Source organism: Streptomyces sp. NPDC006997, from assembly GCF_040635175.1.
Lineage (GTDB): Bacteria > Actinomycetota > Actinomycetes > Streptomycetales > Streptomycetaceae > Streptomyces.
Window position 1 is genome coordinate 247,066 of record NZ_JBEYHH010000004.1, and the last position, 19,764, is coordinate 266,829.

17 protein-coding genes, 1 tRNA gene and 1 pseudogene are annotated in these 19,764 nt (G+C 68.9%); 11 read left to right on the forward strand and 8 right to left on the reverse strand.

Going from position 1 to position 19,764, the window contains the following annotated elements:
- Nucleotides 1–39: 39 nt before the first annotated feature.
- From ABZ659_RS05805 to ABZ659_RS05825, 5 genes are all read left to right on the forward strand, one after another.
- Nucleotides 40–1,269, forward strand: coding sequence for a branched-chain amino acid ABC transporter substrate-binding protein (locus ABZ659_RS05805; protein ID WP_360213844.1), 1,230 nt, complete (start codon nucleotides 40–42; stop codon nucleotides 1,267–1,269).
- A gap of 114 nt (nucleotides 1,270–1,383) precedes the next feature.
- Complete coding sequence (locus tag ABZ659_RS05810; protein WP_360213846.1) at nucleotides 1,384–2,316, forward strand: branched-chain amino acid ABC transporter permease; 933 nt, start codon at nucleotides 1,384–1,386, stop codon at nucleotides 2,314–2,316.
- 5 nt (nucleotides 2,317–2,321) lie between these two features.
- On the forward strand, nucleotides 2,322–4,148 hold the full coding sequence (locus ABZ659_RS05815) for a branched-chain amino acid ABC transporter permease (RefSeq protein ID WP_360213848.1): 1,827 nt from the start codon (nucleotides 2,322–2,324) through the stop codon (nucleotides 4,146–4,148).
- Between the two features lie 5 nt (nucleotides 4,149–4,153).
- A complete protein-coding gene (locus tag ABZ659_RS05820; RefSeq protein ID WP_360213850.1) occupies nucleotides 4,154–5,062 on the forward strand; it encodes an ABC transporter ATP-binding protein in 909 nt (302 codons plus the stop codon).
- A complete protein-coding gene (locus ABZ659_RS05825; RefSeq protein ID WP_360213852.1) occupies nucleotides 5,059–5,775 on the forward strand; it encodes an ABC transporter ATP-binding protein in 717 nt (238 codons plus the stop codon). The genes ABZ659_RS05820 and ABZ659_RS05825 overlap by 4 nt, the downstream gene beginning before the upstream one ends.
- 72 nt (nucleotides 5,776–5,847) lie before the next feature.
- Here the strand turns inward: ABZ659_RS05825 and ABZ659_RS05830 are convergent, their stop codons facing one another.
- Nucleotides 5,848–6,504: a response regulator gene (locus ABZ659_RS05830; RefSeq protein WP_360213854.1), complete on the reverse strand. Its 657-nt coding sequence runs from the start codon at nucleotides 6,502–6,504 to the stop codon at nucleotides 5,848–5,850.
- Between the two features lie 99 nt (nucleotides 6,505–6,603).
- Here ABZ659_RS05830 and ABZ659_RS05835 point away from each other — a divergent pair.
- Both ABZ659_RS05835 and ABZ659_RS05840 read left to right on the forward strand, forming a co-directional pair.
- A tRNA-Leu gene (locus ABZ659_RS05835) sits at nucleotides 6,604–6,687 on the forward strand.
- A gap of 82 nt (nucleotides 6,688–6,769) precedes the next feature.
- On the forward strand, nucleotides 6,770–7,555 hold the full coding sequence (locus ABZ659_RS05840) for a helix-turn-helix domain-containing protein (RefSeq protein WP_360213856.1): 786 nt from the start codon (nucleotides 6,770–6,772) through the stop codon (nucleotides 7,553–7,555).
- 4 nt (nucleotides 7,556–7,559) lie between these two features.
- On the opposite strand, the gene pyk is transcribed toward ABZ659_RS05840, so the two are convergent.
- Nucleotides 7,560–8,990: a pyruvate kinase gene (pyk, locus tag ABZ659_RS05845; protein ID WP_360213858.1), complete on the reverse strand. Its 1,431-nt coding sequence runs from the start codon at nucleotides 8,988–8,990 to the stop codon at nucleotides 7,560–7,562.
- A gap of 189 nt (nucleotides 8,991–9,179) precedes the next feature.
- On the reverse strand, nucleotides 9,180–9,884 hold the full coding sequence (locus tag ABZ659_RS05850) for an SIMPL domain-containing protein (RefSeq protein ID WP_360213860.1): 705 nt from the start codon (nucleotides 9,882–9,884) through the stop codon (nucleotides 9,180–9,182).
- 133 nt (nucleotides 9,885–10,017) lie between these two features.
- On the opposite strand from ABZ659_RS05850, the gene ABZ659_RS05855 reads away from it, so the two are divergent.
- Nucleotides 10,018–11,814: a 5'-nucleotidase C-terminal domain-containing protein gene (locus ABZ659_RS05855; protein ID WP_360213862.1), complete on the forward strand. Its 1,797-nt coding sequence runs from the start codon at nucleotides 10,018–10,020 to the stop codon at nucleotides 11,812–11,814.
- Between the two features lie 64 nt (nucleotides 11,815–11,878).
- Here the strand turns inward: ABZ659_RS05855 and pepN are convergent, their stop codons facing one another.
- The 3 genes from pepN to ABZ659_RS05870 form a co-directional block, all read right to left on the reverse strand.
- A complete protein-coding gene (gene pepN, locus ABZ659_RS05860) occupies nucleotides 11,879–14,392 on the reverse strand; it encodes an aminopeptidase N (protein ID WP_360213864.1) in 2,514 nt (837 codons plus the stop codon).
- A 66-nt stretch (nucleotides 14,393–14,458) separates the two neighbouring features.
- Nucleotides 14,459–15,058 carry a response regulator gene (locus ABZ659_RS05865; RefSeq protein WP_360213866.1) on the reverse strand — a complete coding sequence of 200 codons (600 nt, stop codon included), beginning with the start codon at nucleotides 15,056–15,058 and terminating at the stop codon, nucleotides 14,459–14,461.
- A 136-nt stretch (nucleotides 15,059–15,194) separates the two neighbouring features.
- Nucleotides 15,195–15,545: a chorismate mutase gene (locus ABZ659_RS05870; RefSeq protein ID WP_360213868.1), complete on the reverse strand. Its 351-nt coding sequence runs from the start codon at nucleotides 15,543–15,545 to the stop codon at nucleotides 15,195–15,197.
- A 102-nt stretch (nucleotides 15,546–15,647) separates the two neighbouring features.
- Between ABZ659_RS05870 and ABZ659_RS05875 the strand changes: the two genes are divergently transcribed.
- Nucleotides 15,648–16,559: a hypothetical protein gene (locus tag ABZ659_RS05875; RefSeq protein ID WP_360213870.1), complete on the forward strand. Its 912-nt coding sequence runs from the start codon at nucleotides 15,648–15,650 to the stop codon at nucleotides 16,557–16,559.
- 182 nt (nucleotides 16,560–16,741) lie between these two features.
- On the opposite strand, the gene ABZ659_RS05880 is transcribed toward ABZ659_RS05875, so the two are convergent.
- Both ABZ659_RS05880 and ABZ659_RS05885 read right to left on the reverse strand, forming a co-directional pair.
- Nucleotides 16,742–17,356 carry a TetR/AcrR family transcriptional regulator gene (locus tag ABZ659_RS05880; protein ID WP_360213872.1) on the reverse strand — a complete coding sequence of 205 codons (615 nt, stop codon included), beginning with the start codon at nucleotides 17,354–17,356 and terminating at the stop codon, nucleotides 16,742–16,744.
- 214 nt (nucleotides 17,357–17,570) lie between these two features.
- Nucleotides 17,571–18,290, reverse strand: a complete 720-nt coding sequence (locus ABZ659_RS05885; protein ID WP_360213874.1) for a VWA domain-containing protein — start codon at nucleotides 18,288–18,290, stop codon at nucleotides 17,571–17,573.
- Nucleotides 18,291–18,501: 211 nt separating this feature from the next.
- On the opposite strand from ABZ659_RS05885, the gene ABZ659_RS05890 reads away from it, so the two are divergent.
- Entirely contained in the window at nucleotides 18,502–19,425 is a 924-nt protein-coding gene (locus tag ABZ659_RS05890) for a rhomboid family intramembrane serine protease (RefSeq protein WP_360213876.1), read from the forward strand.
- Between the two features lie 211 nt (nucleotides 19,426–19,636).
- Nucleotides 19,637–19,753 (forward strand): annotated as a pseudogene (locus ABZ659_RS05895) (chitosanase); the annotation flags it as partial.
- Nucleotides 19,754–19,764 lie beyond the last annotated feature (11 nt).

The following is a 19,764-nucleotide window of genomic DNA, read 5'->3' on the forward strand; positions in this document are numbered from 1 at the left end:
CTTCCAGGGGGAAGGGCCGCGCCAGGGAAAGGACTGATCGTGCGTCAACGTTCGCTCATCGCCATCACCGCCGCGCTGGCGGCGGGAGCTCTCACCCTCACCGCCTGCGGCTCGCGCGACGACGACGGCGGCTCGGACTCCGGCAGCGGCGGCACCAAGGTCATCATCGGCGTCGACGCCCCGCTGACCGGCGACCTCTCCGCACTGGGTCTCGGCATCAAGAACTCCGTGGACCTCGCGGCCAAGACGGCCAACAAGGAGAAGTACGTCGAAGGGGTCACCTTCGAGATACAGGCACTCGACGACCAGGCCCAGCCCGCCTCCGGCCAGCAGAACGCCACCAAGCTGGTCGCCAACGACGACGTCCTCGGCGTCGTCGGCCCGCTGAACTCCTCCGTCGCCGAGTCCATGCAGAAGGTCTTCGACGACGCCAAGCTCGTCCAGGTCTCGCCCGCCAACACCAACCCCGCCCTCACCCAGGGCCAGGACTGGCAGACCAACAAGGCCCGCCCCTACAAGTCGTACTTCCGCACCGCGACCACCGACGCCATCCAGGGCCCGTTCGCCGCGCAGTACGTCTTCAACGACGCCAAGAAGAAGAAGGTCTTCGTCATCGACGACAAGAAGACCTACGGCGCGGGCCTCGCCGCCACCTTCTCCGACGAGTTCGAGAAGCTCGGCGGCAAGATCGTCGGCACCGAGCACATCGACCCGGAGACCAAGGACTTCTCGACCGTCGCCACCAAGGTCAAGAGCTCCGGCGCCGACGTCGTCTACTACGGCGGCGAATACCCGCAGGCCGGCCCGCTCAGCAAGCAGATCAAGGCCGCCGGCGCCAAGATCCCGCTCGTCGGCGGCGACGGCATCTACAGCGGCGACTTCATCAAGCTCGCCGGCGCCAGCGGCACCGGCGACCTCGCCACCTCCGTCGGCGCCCCCGTCGAGGAACTCCCCTCCGCCAAGGAGTTCGTCGCCAACTACGAGGCCGCCGGTTACAAGGAGGCCTACGAGGCCTACGGCGGCTACTCCTACGACTCCGCGTGGGCCATCATCGAGGCCGTCAAGGCCGTCGTCGACGACAACGACGGCAAACTGCCCGACGACGCCCGCGAGAAGATCACCGCCGCCATGCAGAACGTGTCGTTCGACGGCGTGACCGGCAAGGTGTCCTTCGACGAGTTCGGTGACGCCACCAACAAGCAGCTCACCGTCTACTCCGTCGAGGGCGGCGAATGGAAGTCGGCCAAGTCCGGCACCTTCGAAGGCTGAGCCCAGCCGCACCCACCCCCTGAGCCGCGCGGGGCGCTGCACCACTGGCGCCCCGCGCGCACTCACATCCGGTCACCTTCCGTCGAATCATCGACACGTCTCGGAGGACATGCGGTGAACGAACTGCCGCAGCAGCTGGTCAACGGCCTGCTCCTGGGATCCATGTACGGGCTGGTCGCCATCGGCTACACGATGGTCTATGGCATCGTCCAGCTCATCAACTTCGCCCACGGCGAGATCTTCATGGTGGGCGGCTTCGGCGCGCTCACCGTCTACCTCTACGTACTGCCAGACGGCACGTCCATGTGGGTAGCACTCCCCCTCATGCTCATCGGAGGCATCATCGTCTCCGTCCTCATCGCCGTAGGAGCGGAACGGTTCGCCTACCGCCCCCTACGAGGCGCACCACGCCTCGCCCCCCTCATCACCGCCATCGGCCTCTCCCTCGCCCTCCAGCAGGCCGTATGGGCCTGGTACCCCGACGCCCGGTCCGCCATCACCTTCCCGCACATCGAAGGCGGCCCCTTCGAGATCGGCAGCGTCACCATCCAGACCGGCGACATCTTCCTGATCATCGCCGCCCCCGTCAGCATGGCGATCCTCGCCTACTTCGTCATGAAGACCCGCACCGGCCGCGGAATGCAGGCCACCGCGCAGGACCGCGACACCGCCAAACTGATGGGCATCAACACCGACCGCATCATCGTGGTCGCCTTCGCCCTCGGCGCCGTCTTCGCCGCCATCGGCTCCGTCGCCTACGGCCTCAAGTACGGCGAAGTCCAGTTCCGCATGGGCTTCATCCTCGGCCTCAAGGCCTTCACCGCCGCCGTCCTCGGCGGCATCGGCAACATCTACGGCGCCATGCTCGGCGGCCTCGTCCTCGGCGTCGCCGAATCCCTCTCCACCGCCTACATCTCCGACATCCCTGGCATGGAACAGTTCGGCAGCCAGTCCTGGGCCAACGTCTGGGCCTTCGTACTCCTCATCCTCGTGCTCCTCCTGCGGCCCCAGGGCCTGCTCGGAGAGCGCGTCGCGGACAGGGCGTGAGACCGATGACGACACAGACCACCGCACCACAGACCCCGCAGACGACCGCCACCGGCAAGCACGCCGGACTCATCGGCATCCCGGCCCACACCGGCCGCGCCCTCGCCACCGCGGGCGGCGCCCTCACCGTCGTCTCCACCTTCCTCGCCTGGACCTGGACCGACGAGTTCCCCGGCGACCTCACCGTCTACGGCTACCCCGGCGGCCTCCAGGTCCTCGTCCTCGTCGGCGGCCTCCTCACCACCCTCCTCGCCCTCGCCTCCTACGGCATCCGAGGACTGCGCTGGCTCACCCCCGCGGGCGCCGACAGCGCCATCAAACTCGCCGCACTCGGCACCCTCGGCACCGCCTGGTACACCGTCATCGCCATCAGCTCCGAACTCGGCGGCGTCGTCAACCTCGAACCCGGCGGCTACCTCGTCGCCCTCAGCACCCTCGCCGCCGTCCTCGGCGCCCTCTCCCTGCCGTTCACCTGGCCGGACCCCGACCCCATCGACCCCGAGGACACCCCCCAAGAACAACTGCGCCACCAACTGCGCACCACCGGCGAGATCATCAAGGCGTCCGTCGCCACCGGCACCCCGGCACCCGCCCGCAAACTGCCCGCCTACGCCGAGATCCTCATCATCGTCGCCGCCCTCACCATCGGCCTCACCGTCTTCACCTACGGCATCGGCACCGGGTACGACGAACTCTTCGTCGGCTTCCTCATCACCGCCGGCTTCGGCTTCGCCGCCGTCGCCAAGGCCGGACTCGTAAGCCGCGTCTCCGCCGCCACCGCCAAACACCGCAACGTGACCATGCTCGGCGCCTTCGTCGCAGCCGCCGCCTTCCCCTTCACCCAGTCCGACGACCAGTACGCCACCATCGGCGTCTACATCCTCATCTTCGCCACCGTCGCCCTGGGCCTGAACATCGTCGTCGGCCTCGCCGGACTCCTCGACCTCGGCTACGTCGCCTTCCTCGGCGTCGGCGCCTACACCGCCGCCATGGTCTCCGGCTCCCCCAGCTCCCCCTTCGACGTCCACCTGCCGTTCTGGGCCTCCGCCCTCCTCGGCGCCGCCGTCGCCATGGTCTTCGGCGTCGTCATCGGCGCACCCACCCTGCGCCTGCGCGGCGACTACCTCGCCATCGTCACCCTCGGCTTCGGAGAGATCTTCCGCATCACCGTCCTCAACATGGACGGCACCTCCGGACCCGACCTCACCAACGGCTCCAACGGCATCAGCTCCATCCCCAACCTCAACATCCTCGGCTTCGACTTCGGCGCCGAACACAGCTTCGCGGGCTTCACCATCGCCCGCTTCGCCAACTACTTCCTGCTGATGCTGCTCATCACCCTCGTCGTCGTGATCGTCTTCCGACGCAGCAGCGACTCCCGCATCGGCCGCGCCTGGGTCGCCATCCGCGAGGACGAGACCGCCGCCGAAGCCATGGGCATCAACGGCTTCCGCGTCAAACTCATCGCCTTCGCCCTCGGCGCCGCCCTCGCCGGACTCGCCGGAACCGTCCAGGCCCACGTCACCTACACCGTGACCCCCGAGCAGTACCAGTTCGCCCACGTCGTCCCGCCCAACTCGGCGTTCCTCCTCGCCGCCGTCGTCCTCGGCGGCATGGGCACCATCAGCGGCCCCCTCGTCGGCGCCGCCCTGCTCTACCTCATCCCCGCCAAGCTCCAGTTCCTCGGCGACTACCAGCTCTTCGCCTTCGGCCTCGCACTCGTCCTGCTGATGCGCTTCCGGCCCGAGGGCCTCATCCCCAACCGGCGCCGCCAGCTCGAATTCCACGAAGAGGCAGAGCCACCCACAGTCCTCAGCAAGGCAGGGGCCTGACCACCATGACCACCGACACCACCACCCAGAACACCCCCGGCGCCACCACCCCCGGCACCCCCGTCCTCGACGCACGCGGCGTCACCATGCGCTTCGGCGGCCTCACCGCCGTACGCGACGTCAACCTCACCGTCAACAGCGGCGAGATCGTCGGACTCATCGGACCCAACGGCGCCGGCAAGACAACGTTCTTCAACTGCCTCACCGGGCTCTACATCCCCACCGAAGGCGAAGTCCGCTACAAAGGCGCCATCCTGCCACCCAAGTCCTTCAAGGTCACCGCCGCCGGCATCGCCCGCACCTTCCAGAACATCCGGCTCTTCGCCAACATGACCGTCCTGGAAAACGTCCTCGTCGGCCGCCACACCCGCACCAAGGAAGGCCTCTGGTCCGCCCTCCTCCGCGGCCCCGGCTTCCACAAGGCCGAAGCCGCCTCCCGCGAACGCGCCATGGAACTCCTGGAATTCGTCGGCCTCGCCGGCAAGTCCGAACACCTCGCCCGCAACCTGCCCTACGGCGAACAGCGCAAGCTGGAAATCGCCCGCGCACTCGCCAGCGAACCCGGCCTCCTCCTCCTCGACGAACCCACCGCGGGCATGAACCCCCAGGAAACCCGCGCCACCGAGGAACTCGTCTTCGCCATCCGGGACAAGGGCATCGCCGTCCTCGTCATCGAGCACGACATGCGGTTCATCTTCAACCTCTGCGACCGCGTCGCCGTCCTCGTCCAAGGCGAGAAACTCGTCGAAGGCGACCCCGCCACCGTCCAGGGCGACGAACGCGTCATCGCCGCCTACCTCGGCGAACCCTTCGAAAACGCCCCCGGAGAGGAAGAAGCCGCCGAGGTCGCGGCCGCCGAAGCACACGCCGAGGCCAAGACGGACGCCGCGCCCGGCAAGGAGAACGACCGATGACCGCACTCCTCGAAGTCGAAGACCTCCGGGTCGCCTACGGCAAGATCGAAGCCGTCAAAGGCATCTCCTTCAGCGTCGAACAAGGCCAGGTCGTCACCCTCATCGGCACCAACGGCGCCGGCAAGACCACCACCCTGCGCACCCTCTCCGGACTCCTCAAGCCCGTCGGCGGCCAGATCAAGTTCGACGGCAAGTCACTCAAGAAGACCCCCGCCCACCAGATCGTCTCCCTGGGACTCGCCCACTCCCCCGAGGGGCGGCACATCTTCCCCCGCATGACCATCGAGGACAACCTCCGCCTCGGCGCCTTCCTCCGCAACGACCGACCCGGCGTCGAACGGGACATCCACCGCGCCTACGACCTCTTCCCCATCCTCGGAGAACGCAGGAGACAGGCCGCGGGCACCCTCTCCGGCGGCGAACAGCAAATGCTCGCCATGGGCCGCGCCCTCATGTCCCAACCCAAGCTGCTCATGCTCGACGAACCCTCCATGGGCCTCTCCCCGATCATGATGCAGAAGATCATGGCGACCATCGCCGAACTCAAGTCCCAGGGCACGACGATCCTCCTCGTCGAACAGAACGCCCAGGCCGCCCTCTCCCTCGCGGACCAGGGCCACGTCATGGAGATCGGCAAGATCGTCCTCTCCGGCACCGGCAGCAACCTCCTCCACGACGAGTCGGTCCGCAAGGCCTACCTCGGCGAGGACTAGCCAGCTCCCCTACGACGCGGAGGCCCGCGTTCCCTGATCAGGGAACGCGGGCCTCCGTGCCGCTCGACGAGGTCAGTCCTTGGCGGCCTTCTTCTCCGCCGCGTCCTGGATGACCGCCTCCGCCACCTGCTGCATCGACATCCGCCGGTCCATCGACGTCTTCTGGATCCACCGGAACGCCGCGGGCTCCGTCAGCCCGTACTCCGTCTGCAGGATCGACTTCGCCCGGTCCACCAGCTTCCGCGTCTCCAGCCGCTGACTCAGATCAGCGACCTCCTTCTCCAGCTCCTTCAGCTGCGTGTACCGCGAGACGGCCATCTCGATCGCCGGTACGACATCACTCTTGCTGAACGGCTTCACCAGGTACGCCATCGCACCCGCGTCCCGCGCCCGCTCCACGAGGTCGCGCTGCGAGAACGCCGTCAGCATCAGCACCGGGGCGATCGACTCCTCGGTGATCTTCTCCGCCGCGGAGATACCGTCCAGCTTCGGCATCTTCACATCCAGGATCACCAGGTCGGGCCGGTGCTCACGGGCCAGCTCGATGGCCTCCTCACCGTCACCGGCCTCACCGACGACGGAATACCCCTCTTCCTCAAGCATCTCTTTCAGATCGAGCCGAATCAGCGCCTCGTCCTCAGCGATGACGACACGGGTCGTCAGCGGAGGCACGTGCGACTTGTCGTCATCGGGCACGTCTACGGGCTGGGGCGACTCGGGGGCGGTCACGGGGGCGCTCCTTGTTCCGGGGCAGGCAGGTACTGCTGACAAGAGCCTACCTAGCTGAAGTCCTCAACGGTTACCGGGTACACTCCCAGCAGCGCTGTTGCCGGGTTGGCGGAACAGGCAGACGCTGATGTCTCAAACACATCTGTCCGAGAGGACGTGCGGGTTCGAGTCCCGCACCCGGCACCTCTGAAGCGGAGGATCACGTTCGCGTGGTTCTCCGCTTTCTGCTGCACGGAGTCACCATGAGTGACGCACAGTGGCCCATATGAACTACCACGGCACTACCGTTCGAGAGCAGGCGCTCACGCTCATGCGTGGCGGTACAAAGAACGCGGACGTAGCCCGCAGCCTCAACGTCCCCGTGGGTACGGTCGGCTACTGGAAGCACCGGGACCGCGCGAAGCGCGGCGAGTGTCCGGGAGCGCATCAGTCGCACTGCCCACGGTGCGAGGGCGAATTGGACGACCGCGCCTACGCCTACCTCCTGGGCCTGTACCTCGGTGATGGACACGTCATCCAGAACCGGGCCATGCGAGCCCCCAGCCTGTCCATCACCTGCGCCGACGCGCATCCGGGACTCATGGCGGAGTGTGAGACGGCCATGCGCAGCGTGTTCCCGCACAACTCGGTGTGCAGGGTCCGCCGGAAGGGGTGCCATGACGTGAAGGTCTACTCGAAGCACATGTGGTGCCTCTTCCCCCAGCACGGGCCCGGCAAGAAGCACGAACGACCCATCGCGCTGGAACCCTGGCAACAGGCAGTCGTCGACACCCACCCCTGGGGATTCGTCCGAGGCCTCATCCACTCCGACGGATGCCGCGTCACCAACTGGACGACCCGCGTCGTCGCCGGTGAGAAGAAGCGCTACGAATATCCGCGCTACTTCTTCAGCAACAAGTCGGACGACGTCCGCCGCCTCTGTACCGACGCCCTCGACAAGCTCGGCATCGAGTGGACGCACTGCGCCCGCGACGGGTCACCCTTCAACGTGTCCGTCGCCCGCAAAGCCTCCGTCGCCCTCATGGACGCGCACGTCGGCCCCAAGTACTGAGCCGCTACTGCGTCTCCTCGCCCATGTGGTGCACCCGGACCATGTTCGTCGTGCCCGGCATACCGGGGGGTGAGCCCGCGGTGATGACCACCGTGTCGCCCTCGCCGCAGCGGCCGTACCTGGTGAGCAGGTCGTCGACCTGGTTGACCATCGCGTCGGTGGAGTCGACGTGCGGTCCGATGAACGTCTCCACGCCCCAGGTGAGGCTCAGTTGGGAGCGGGTCGCCTGGTCCGGGGTGAAGGCGAGGAGCGGGATCGGGGAGCGGTAGCGGGAGAGGCGGCGGGCCGTGTCGCCGGACTGGGTGAAGGCGACCAGGAAGCGGGCGCCGAGGAAGTCGCCCATCTCCGCCGCCGCGCGGGCGACCGCGCCGCCCTGGGTACGGGGTTTGTTGCTCTCGGTGAGGGGCGGCAGGCCCTTCGCGAGGAGGTCCTCCTCCGCCGCTTCGACGATGCGGGCCATCGTGCGGACCGTCTCGACGGGGTACTTGCCGACGCTGGTCTCGCCGGAGAGCATCACCGCGTCGGTGCCGTCGATGACGGCGTTGGCGACGTCGCTGGCCTCGGCGCGGGTGGGGCGCGAGTTGTCGATCATGGAGTCGAGCATCTGGGTGGCGACGATGACCGGTTTGGCGTTGCGCCGGGCCAGTTTGATGGCGCGTTTCTGGACGATCGGGACCTGTTCGAGGGGCATTTCGACGCCGAGGTCGCCGCGGGCGACCATGATGCCGTCGAAGGCGGCGACGATGTCGTCGAGGTGTTCGACGGCCTGGGGTTTCTCCACTTTCGCGATGACGGGGAGGCGGCGGCCTTCCTCGGCCATGATGCGGTGGACGTCGTCGGCGTCGCGTCCGGTGCGGACGAAGGACAGGGCGATGATGTCGAAGCCGGTGCGCAGGACCCAGCGGAGGTCTGCTTCGTCCTTCTCGGAGAGGGCGGGGACGGAGACGGAGACGCCGGGTAGGTTGAGGCCCTTGTTGTCGGAGACCATGCCGCCTTCGAGGACGGTGGTGTGGACGCGGGGGCCGTCCACGGAGGTGACTTCGAGGCAGACTTTGCCGTCGTCGACGAGGATGTGTTCGCCGGGGGTGACGTCGGTGTGGAGGCCCTTGTAGGTGGTTCCGCAGGTGGTGCGGTCGCCCTGGGTGTGGTCTTCGACGGTGATGGTGAAGTGGTCGCCGCGTTCAAGGAGTACGGGGCCCTCGGAGAAGCGGCCGAGGCGGATCTTCGGGCCCTGAAGGTCGGCGAGGACGCCGACGCTGCGGCCGGTCTCGTCGGCGGCCTTGCGCACGCGCTGGTAGCGCTCCTCGTGGTCGGCGTGGCTGCCGTGGCTGAGGTTGAAGCGGGCGACGTCCATTCCGGCTTCGACCAGGGCTTTGATCTGGTCGTATGAGTCGGTGGCGGGCCCCAGGGTGCAGACGATCTTTGCTCGGCGCATGTGTCGACCCTAGGGCTTACCGGTGGGTAGGGAATTGGTCCGGCATGACGACTCAACGTCCTTTCGGTGAAGGGGTGTTGACAAGTGTTGAACTGTGCACCGGGTTGCTCTGATGAGCAATTGGGTGGCTGCGTTGAGAAAGCGTGGCAGGGGGTGAGCGAATTCGGCTTCCTTTTCGGTGCAGTGCGGCTAGAGGGTGGGCGGCGCCATGGTGAAGCGGGCGGTGACGGTGGCGTGGACGTGCTGGCGTCGGGGTTCGAGGTCGAGGGGTGGGGCGGGGATGTCGTCGGGGTCGCCGGAGTAGGCGATGGCGCGCGTCTCGGCGCCGCCGGAGCGGGGTCGGTGGCGGTCGGGTTGTTCGGCGCCGGTGTCGGCGAGTTCGACGAGGGCGGTGAGGGTGGTGCCGAGGGCGTCGGCGTATTCGCGGGCGCGTTGGACGGCCGCGGTGACGGCTTGCTGGCGGGCTTGCCGGTGGGCGGGTGAGTCGGGGCGCAGGGCCCAGCGGAGGTCCATGACGCGGGTGAGTTCGAGGTCGGCGAGGCGGGTGGTGAGTTCGCCGAGGGCGGTGTGGTCGGTGAGTTCGGCGGTGATGTGGACGGTGCCGTAGTGGGTGCGGACGCGTTCTTCGCGACCTTTCCGGGTGAGTTCGGGGGTGATGGTGAAGGTGCCGGTTTGGAGGCGTTCGATGGCGTCGCCGTAGCTTCTGATGAGGTCGAGGGCGGCGGTGTTGCGGCGGGTGAGGTCGGCGAGGGTGCTGCGGCGGTCCCGGCCGCGGGCGTGGACGGTGACGGCGATGCGGGCGAGTTCGGGGTCGACTTCGAGGTGGGCTTCGCCGTGGACGGCGATGCGGGGGGTGTCGGGGGTGCCGTAGGGGAGGGGGGTCGGGGTGGTCATGCGTTCCACTGTGTCAGGGGTGGGGTCACCAGATCGCAACGTTGTGGGCCTGTTGCGGTTGGTTGTGGGCGGGTCAGAATCTACGCGCGTATCTACACGCGTCACTGGATCCAGGCTCCAAGGAGTACGAGACATGCCGTTGAACCGCCGGAAGTTTCTGAAGAAGTCCGCTGCCACGGGGGCGGGGGTGGCGGTCGCGGGCGCGGCGGCGGCTCCGGCGGCGCAGGCGTCCCCGGCGCGGAAGCCCGCGAAGCGGTACTCGCTGACGGTGCTGGGCACGACTGACCTGCATGGCCGGGTCTTCAACTGGGACTACTTCAAGGATGCCGACTACGTCGACGCGGCGGGCAATTCCCAGGGTCTGGCGCGGATCTCGACGCTGGTGAAGCAGCTCCGTGGGGAGCGGGGCCGTCGTCACACGTTGCTGGTGGACGCGGGTGACACGATTCAGGGCACGCCGCTGACGTACTACTACGCGAAGGTGGATCCGATCACCGCGGAGGGTGGTCCGGTGCATCCGATGGCGCAGGCGATGAACGCGATCGGCTATGACGCGGTGGCGCTGGGGAACCACGAGTTCAACTACGGCATCGAGACGCTGCGCAAGTTCGAGGAGCAGTGTGACTTCCCGTTGCTGGGTGCGAACGCGGTGGACGCGAAGACGCTGAAGCCCGCTTTCCCGCCGTACTTCATGAAGACGTTCCGGGTGCCGGGGGCGCGGCCGGTGAAGGTGGCGGTGCTGGGGTTGACGAACCCGGGGATCGCGATCTGGGACAAGGCGTACGTGCAGGGCAAGCTGGCGTTCCCGGGTCTGGAGGAGCAGGCGGCGAAGTGGGTGCCGAAGCTGAAGTCGATGGGCGCGGACGTGGTCGTGGTGTCGGCGCACTCGGGTTCGTCGGGGACGTCGTCGTACGGTGATCAGCTGCCGTATGTGGAGAACGCCGCGGCGAACGTGGCGCGGCTGGTGCCGGACATCGACGCGATCCTGGTGGGGCACGCGCATGTGGAGATTCCGGAGCTGAGGGTCACCAACGAGAAGACGGGCCGGACGGTGGTGCTGTCGGAGCCGTTGGCGTATGCGCAGCGGTTGTCGGTGTTCGACATCGAGCTGGTGTTCAGCAGGGGCCGGTGGAGTGTGGAGTCGGTCGCGGCGGAGGTGTTGAACTCGAACACGGTCGCGGATGACCCGGAGATCACCAGGCTGTTGGCGGACGAGCACGCGAAGGTCGTGGAGTACGTCAACCAGGTGGTCGGTACGGCGACGGAGACCCTGACGACGGTGGACGCCCGGTACAAGGACGCTCCGATCATCGATCTGATCACCCGGGTTCAGGAGGATGTGGTCCGGGAGGCGTTGGCGGGGACGGAGTACGCGGCGTTGCCGGTGATCGCGCAGGCGTCGCCGTTCTCGCGGACGTCGGAGATCCCGGCGGGTGAGGTGACGATCCGGGATCTGTCGAGTCTGTACGTGTACGACAACACGCTGGTCGCGAAGGTGATGACGGGTGCGCAGCTGCGGGCGTACCTGGAGTACTCGGCGGAGTATTTCGTGCGGACGGCGGCGGATGCCGCGGTGGACGTGGGCAAGCTGACGAACGCGAACGGCCGTCCGGACTACAACTACGACTACGTGTCGGGGTTGTCGTACGAGATCGACATCGCGCAGGTGCCGGGGTCGCGGATCAGGAACCTCACCTTCGACGGTGCGGCGTTGGCTGATGAGGAGCGGTTCGTGCTGGCGGTGAACAACTATCGGGCGAACGGTGGTGGCGCGTTCCCGTTCGTGGCTTCGGCGCCGGAGGTGTGGTCGGAGTCGACGGAGATCCGGACGCGGATCGCGGAGTGGGTGACGGCGAGGGGTGTGCTGGACCCGAAGGACTTCGCGTCGGTGGACTGGAAGCTGACGCGGGACGGTACGCCGGTGTTCTAGGCCGGCGTGGCGGGTGTGGCTCGTACCGGCGGGGAGTTGTTGGTCTCCCCGCCGGTACGTCGTGTCATGCCTCCGTGAGGGTCGGGGTCCGCCGGACGCGCAGGGCGCGGGCGAGGTCGTCGAGTTGGTCGGTGAGTTTGCGGCGGAGGGCGGGGATGGGGTCGGCGTCGCGCAGGCATTCCTCGCCGAGCCGGTGGGTTTCGGGGTCGACGGTGTGGGTGGGGAACGCCCAGCGTCCGGCGGCGTCGGCGATGGCGGGGCCGCGGCGGGCGGCGAGGGCGACGGCGTCCTGGTAGTAGCGGGTGACGTAGGGCTGGAGCAGGTCGGCTTGTTCGGGTTGCCAGAAGCCGCGGGCGGTGGCGGTGAAGAGGTAGTTGGAGAGGTCGTCGTGGGTGAACATCGCTTGCCACGCGGTGTGCTTGGCGTCGGGGTCGGGGAGGGCGGCCCGGCAGCGGGCGGCGCCTTCCTGGCCGGTGGCGCTGGGGTCGTTGGCGAGTTCGGCGGCGATGGCGGTGTCGTCGGTGGCGCCGAGGACGGCGAGGCGGCCGAGGATGCGCCAGCGGAGTTCGGGGTCGAGTTCGGGTCCGCCGGGGACGGTGCCGTCGGTGAGCCAGGCGGCGAGGGTGTCGGGCTGGGCGGCGACGTCGATGGCGTGGCGGACGGCGATGAGGCGGAGGCCGGGGTGGTCGCCGTCCTCGGTGCGGCGGATGAGGTCGCGGCAGAGTGAGGAGAGGGTGGCGAGGGCGGCGGGGCGGTCCTCGGGGGTGGTGTAGCGGTCGGCGACCTGGGTGGCGGCGAAGGTGAGGACGCCGCCGGTGATGGCGAGGTCGGTTTCGCGGGGCAGGTGGGTGCGGGCGGTGTTCAGGTAGTCGGCGGGTGGGAGTTCGCCGTCGCGTACGGCGTCCCTGAGGGCGTTCCAGACGACGGCGCGGGTGAGGGGGTCGGGGAGGCCGGAGAGGTGGTCGCGGAGGGTGTGGAAGGAGTGGGGGTCGAAGCGGATCTTGGCGTAGGTGAGGTCGCCGTCGTTGGGGACGAGGAGGGCGGGGCGTTTGCCGATGGGGTGGCCGCCGTCGGGGTGGGGGATGTCGATGTCGACGCGGTCGCGGAGGGTGAGGCGGCCTTCGTCGGTGAGGTCCTGGTCGTAGAGGCCGACGGCGATGCGGTGGGGGCGGCTGCCGGTGTGGTCGACGGTGAGGGTGCACACGCCGTTGTCGCCGGGGGTGATGTGGGGGGTGAGGGTGTCGACGCCGGTGGTGCGGAGCCAGGTGTCGGCCCAGGTGTGGACGTCGCGTTCGGTGGCGTCGGCGAGGGAGTCGATGAAGTCGGCGAGGCTGGCGTTGCCGAACTTGTGGCGGGTGAAGTGGTTGTTGATGCCGGTGAGGAAGTCCTTCTCGCCGAGCCAGGTGACGAGCTGGCGGAGGGCTGAGGCGCCTTTGGCGTAGGAGATGCCGTCGAAGTTGAGGAGGGCGGAGGCGGTGTCCTCGACGGCTTCGGGGGCGACGGGGTGGGTGGAGGGGCGTTGGTCGGCGTCGTAGCCCCAGGCTTTGCGGGTGATGCCGAAGTCGGTCCAGGTGTCGGTGAAGCGGGTGGCTTCGGCGGTGGTCTGGTAGCCCATGTACTCGGCGAAGGACTCGTTGAGCCAGATGTCGTCCCACCAGCGGAGGGTGACGAGGTCACCGAACCACATGTGGGCCATTTCGTGGGCGATGACCATGGCGCGGGTCTGTCGCTCGGTGTCGGTGACGGCGGAGCGGTAGACGAACTCGTCGCGGAAGGTGACGAGGCCGGGGTTCTCCATGGCGCCGGCGTTGAATTCGGGGACGAACGCCTGGTCGTAGGAGTCGAAGGGGTAGGGCTCGTCGAACTTCTCGTGGTAGCGGTCGAAGCAGGCGCGGGTGACGTCGAGGATCTCGTCGGCGTCGGTGTCGAGGTGGGGGGCGAGGGAGCGGCGGCAGTGCAGGCCGAAGGGGAGGCCGCGGTGTTCGGTGCGGACGGAGTGCCAGGGTCCGGCGGCGACGGCGACGAGGTAGGTGGAGATGGGTGGGGTGGTGGCGGCCTGCCAGCGGCCGTCTCCGAGGTGTTCGGTGATGCCGTTGGCGAGGACGGTCCAGCCTTCGGGGGCGGTGACGGTGAGGTCGAAGACGGCTTTGAGGTCGGGCTGGTCGAAGGCGGCGAAGACGCGTTGGACGTCGTCCATGAACAGTTGGGTGTAGACGTACGTCTCGTGGTCGCTGGGGTCGGTGAAGCGGTGCATTCCCTCGCCGGTGCGGGAGTAGCGCATCCGGGCGGCGATGTGGAGTTCGTGTGGGCCGGGGGTGAGGTTTTTCAGGGGGAGGCGGTTGTCGATGAGGCTTTCGGGGTCGAGGGGGTGTCCGTCGAGGGTGGCGGAGCGCAGTTCGGCGGGCTTGACCTCGACGAAGGTGTCCGTGGCGTCCTGGTCGGCGCGGACGGTGAACCGGATGGCGGTCCGGGAGTCGAAGGTGTCGTCGCCGCTGGTGAGATCGAGGTCGATCGTGTAGCGGTGGACGTCGAGGAGCCTGGCACGGGTCTGCGCTTCGTCGCGCGTGAGGACGGACATGCAGACATGCTGCCTGATGGCACTGACAGCGCACAGGGGCGGACGGATTCGCGCTCGGTTCGGGCGTTATGTCCGTTCCCCGGCTGGTGTGGGGGGTGGGGGCGGGCAGGGTGGGGGCGCGTTGTGGGGGTGGGGCTCGCGTTGGAGGGGCACGTGCGCCCCTGGTCGGCCGGGTGTGGGGCCCTTCGGGGTGGGTGTGTCGTGGTGACCCTGGGGCGGGGCGGCGAGGTCGTTCTTGATCAGGGCGCGCAGTTCGCGGATCTCGTGTTCGAGTGCCAGTCGGTGCTGGTGGGCGTCGTAGAGGTAGCGGACCTTGGTGCGCAGGGTCCAGGGGTCGACGGGCTTGGTGACGAGGTCGGCGACGCCGAGTCCGAAGGCGGCTGCGGCCAGTTCCTGGTCCTGGGCGAAGCCGGTGAGCAGGACGACGGGGATGTGCTGGGTCTGTTCGAGGCGCCGTACGTAGCGCACGACGTCGAGGCCGCTGATGCCGGGCAGGCGCACGTCGAGGAGCAGGAGGCCGACCCGGCCGCGCAGCACCTGTTTGAGGGCTTCGTCGCCGCTGGTGGCGCTGGCGAGCAGGTGGCCCAGGGGGGCGAGGGCGCTCTCCAGCGCGTACAGCGTGTCTTCGTGGTCGTCGACGATGAGGATCCTGGCGTCCGGTGACATGCCCGCCCTCCCTCCCGTACGGCGTCCGGAACAGGCTCGGGCGCTGACGGGGTGTGCTCCTCGGCTGACAAGGAGTGCACCCCGAAGAATGCCCCCTGCGCGGCCCGCTGTCACTCCCCCGGGGCATCTGCCGAGGTCAATCGGCCACCGGCGGGGAGCCGTTCACGTTCTCCCCGGCGATGCCCTCGTGGTGGCGGATGACCTCGGCGATGATGAAGGTGAGGAACTTCTCGGCGAAGGCCGGGTCCAGCTTGGCGTTCTCGGCGAGGGCGCGCAGCCGGGCGATCTGGCGGGCCTCCCGCGCGGGGTCGGCGGGCGGCAGCTGGTGGGCGGCCTTGAGGTGGCCGACCTGCTGGGTGCACTTGAACCGCTCGGCGAGCATGTGCACGACGGCCGCGTCGATGTTGTCGATGCTGTCGCGCAGCCTGGCGAGTTCCGCGCGGACGGCGGGGTCGACGTCACCGGTACCGGTGTTGCTGGTGGTCATGGGTGCTTACCCTACGGGGGGTTGTGCGGGGGTCCACGCGCGCGTGGCTGCTGGTCCCGGCCTTACAGTGGAATGGGTTCACGGCGTCTTGGGGGTACGGGCGTGGCGAGCGACGGACCGGTCGAGCACGGCTACCCGCATCTGGAGACGGTGCGGGCCGCGATCACCGCGCTGTACAAGCGGCTGTCGTACGACACGATCCAGACGTTCGCGACCAGCGTGCCGCCGGTCGACGTGGCGTTCTGCGATACGGACGACCTGTATCTGGGCTCCCAGCGGGTGGCCCGTGAGCTGGTGCGGCACTACCGGCTGCCGGACGCCCGGCTGGTCGTCGGCTTCCGTGCGATGACGCAGGCGGCGAACGTCGAACTGGCGGCGGGTCCGGAGTACTTCGTGGAGCTGAACGACCGGTTCCGCACCCATCGGCGGGATATCGGCGCGGCGCTGGCCCACGAGATCACGCATGTGTATCTGCACCGGCTGGACCTGTCGTTTCCCGGCACCCGCGCCAACGAGATCCTCACGGACACGGTGACGACGTACCTGGGCGCGGGGTGGCTGCTGCTGGACGCGTACCGGGAGGACGCGGCGTCGTCGCAGAAGTTGGGGTATCTCACGCCGGAGGAGTTCGGGTACGTGCTGGCCAAGCGGGCGCTGCTGTTCGGTGAGGACCCGTCGACGTGGTTCACGAGTGCGCAGGCGTACACGGCGTATGTGAAGGGCAGGGCGCGGGCCCGTCAGGACGGGCGGCAGCCGCCGCTCACGGCCGCGGGGTGGGCGGGCCGTCGCCGTTACGCGCGCGACCGCCGTCACGCCCAGGACCACCGCCCCGGCGGGTCGCTCCCGCAGTCGGGCGGTTCGGACGTGCCGTACGCCTTCAGCCCGGACAGCCACGGTCCGCTGCGGGTGTCGTTCCCCTGTCCGACGTGCCACCAGCGCATCCGGGTGCCGGTGCGGGGGCGGGTCCGGGCGCGGTGCGGGTTGTGCCGGACGGTGCTGGAGTGTGACACGTAGGCGGCTTGAGTGGGACACGCGTCCGGTCACGTCGGAGCGGGTGGCGGAGCCGAGCCACACCACGAGGGGGGAGACGTTCTCCGGTGCCATGGCGTGTTGCCCGGCACCCGGGGCGCCCGCTCCACGGCCATGGAACGGGCGAGGCTCAGCCGGCTTCACGGACTTCCGGGACTTCCCGGGGGTCATGTGCGTACGGCGATCCCGTCCAGCACCGTCGACAGGTACTGCCGGGCGATCTCCTCCGGGCTGTGCTGTCCGCCGGGCCGGTACCAGGACGCGGCGACCCAGACGGTGTCGCGGACGAAGCGGTAGGTGAGCCGGATGTCGAGGTCGGCCCGGAAGGCGTCTTCGCCGACCCCGCGTTCCAGCGTGGCCAGCCACGCCTTCTCGAACCTGCGCTGTGACTCGGCGAGGAAGCGGAACCTGTTCTGCGCGGCGAGTTGTCTGGACTCCTTCTGGTAGATCGCGACGGCGGCGCGGTGCCGGTCGATCTCCCGGAACGACTCGGTGACGAGGGCTTCGAGGGTCTCCCGCGGCCCGAGTCCGGCGGCCAGGACGGTGTCGTAGCGGTCCCACAGCTCGTCGAGGAAGGTGCGCAGGATCTCCTCCAGCATCGACTCCTTGGAGTCGAAGTGGTAGTAGAGGCTGCCCGCGAGCATTCCCGCGTGGTCGGCGATGGTGCGCACGGTGGTGGCGTCGTAGCCCTGTTCGGCGAAGACCTCGGCGGCGGTGCGCAGCAGTTCGCGGCGGCGCGCCGGTGCGGCGGGGGTCACCTGGGGCTTCTTCTTGGTCGGCACGGGGTCCATTGTCGTGGCCGTCCGCGCACTGGGGGGGCTGGCCGCTGACGGAGACGACCTCTCCGGTGAGGTACGGGGAGCAGCCGGAGGCCAGGAAGACGATCCTCTGGCTCTGCCCCGCCGACGAGGTCTTCCGCGCCGAGGCCAGTGCCTGCCTGACGACGCGGGCGCCGCGCGTCACCCCCCACGGCGCCCTCTTACCTCCCGGGGCCCCTCAGTCCACGATCCCCAACCCCCGCGCCGCCGCCAGCCACTGCGGGAACTCGCCCACCAACCGGTCGTACAACTCCGCGTCGGACACCTTCCGCGGCTCCCGCCCGGCGTGGAAGAACCCGGCGTTGTCGACGACGCGCTTACCGGGCACCGCCAGTTCGTCGAGCCTGCGCAGATAGTCGAACTGCTTGCTGCGCGGGTCCCCGAAGCCGATGAACTGCCAGAACAGCGGCAGCTTGGCGGCCTTGCAGAGGTACCGTTCCGCGGCGAGCCTGCTGCTCGGCCCGCCGTCGGTCTGGAAGACGACCAAGGCGGGGTCCCGGGCGCCGCTGTCGAGGTAGTGGTCGATGACGGCGTCCATGGCCAGGTGGTAGTTGGTCCGGCCCATGTGGCCGAGCCCGGCGGCGATCCGCTCGACGCGCCCCTGGTGGCCGTCGAGGGTGATGTCGGTGACCGCGTCGATGTCGGTGGAGAAGAACATCACCGGCACGCTCCCGTCGTCGTCCAGGTGGGCGGCCAGTCCCAGCACCCGGTCGGCCAGTGCCTGCACACTGCCGTCCCCGAAGTACGGCTTCATGGACCCGGAGTAGTCGACCACGAGGTAGACGGCGGCCCGCTGCCCGCCCAGCCCGTGCTTCTCCAGCGACAGCCCGGCCTTCTTGTAGAGGTCGACGAGCGCGGGCGCGCGCTCCGCCACCTTGCTCAGACTGATCGCGGCCATAGGCGTTCCCCCTAGAACGACGGGACAAGGAAAGGACAGGGAAAGGACGAGACGAGGAAAGACGAGGACAGGACAAGATCGGTGCGGACGGCCAGCCGACCGTACGACAGCCGCCCCCGTGATCCCACCCCTACAGCTGTTCGATAGTTTTGCGCCGCCGTCCCCACCGGCTCACCCACCCGTCCCATCCCCCCTGTTCGAGGAGCCGGTCGTGGAACCCGAGTCCACCGTCACCACCTGCTACCGCCATCCCGCCGTGGAGTGCCACGTCCGCTGTATCCGCTGCGACCGGTACATCTGCCCGGACTGTATGCGGGAGGCGTCGGTCGGTCACCAGTGCGTCGAGTGCGTGCGGGAGGGCGCGAAGTCCGTCCGGCAGGCGCGGACCGCCTTCGGTGGCCGGATCTCGGCGGTGCCCCTGGTGACGTACGCGCTGATCGCGCTGAACGTCCTGGTCTATCTGGCGGAGCTGGCGCGGCCGGAGATCGTGGGCCGGTTCGAGCTGGTCACGGCGCGGCTGGTCGGCCCGGACGGGCAGTACTACGTCGGCGACGGTGTGCTGCTCGGCGACTTCGACGCCGAGGGGGTCGCCAACGGGGAGTGGGAGCGGCTGCTCACCAGCGGGTTCCTGCACCTCCCGCCGATCGAGAACACCTTCGGCATCCTGCACATCGTGATGAACATGCTCGTGCTGTGGCAGCTCGGCCGGGACGTGGAGCCGCAGCTCGGCCGGGTCCGCTATCTGGCCCTCTACCTGCTGTCGGTGCTCGGCGGCTCGGTCCTGGCGCTGCTCCTCGCCGACCCGGGCACGGCCTCGCTCGGCGCGTCCGGCGGGATCTTCGGCCTGGGCGCCGCCTCCTACGTGATGGCCCGCCGCCTCGGCGGCGACCTGGCCGAGGTCAACCGGTTCATGGGGTTCCTGCTGCTCTGGCTGCTGATATCCGCCGGGTTCACGTCCTGGCAGGGGCACCTCGGCGGTCTGCTGACCGGCGCCGCGGTGACGGCGGCGTACGCCTACGCGCCCCGCGGCCCGCACCGGACGCTGATCCAGGCGGGCGCCTGCGCCGCGTTGCTGGCGGTGCTCCTGCTGCTGACCGAGATGAGAGTCACGGATCTCACGGGAGGGCTGGGCTAGGCCCCGCCGCACGGTTGGCGCCACGTAGAGAGCCGGTTGCCTGTTCCCCGCCCGCCGTCGTGCCCGTCCTGGTGACGGCGGGGGCGTACTTCCTCGCCGTGGAGGACCTCGACGACGGCCAGGGCTACCCGGCCCCGGTATCGCGGGCTTCCGCACCGGCACCACGACCTGCTCACGCCGTGCGGCCACGCTGTCCAGCGAGCACCGTCCGCACACCGACACCAGCCGCGTCGACACCGCCCAGCGCCGCTTCCCCGGCGCCGGGAACCTGGACCTGGACACGCCCCTGGAGTGGCGGGTGTACGGGGAGACGTACCGCCTGCCCTGATCCCCGCACAG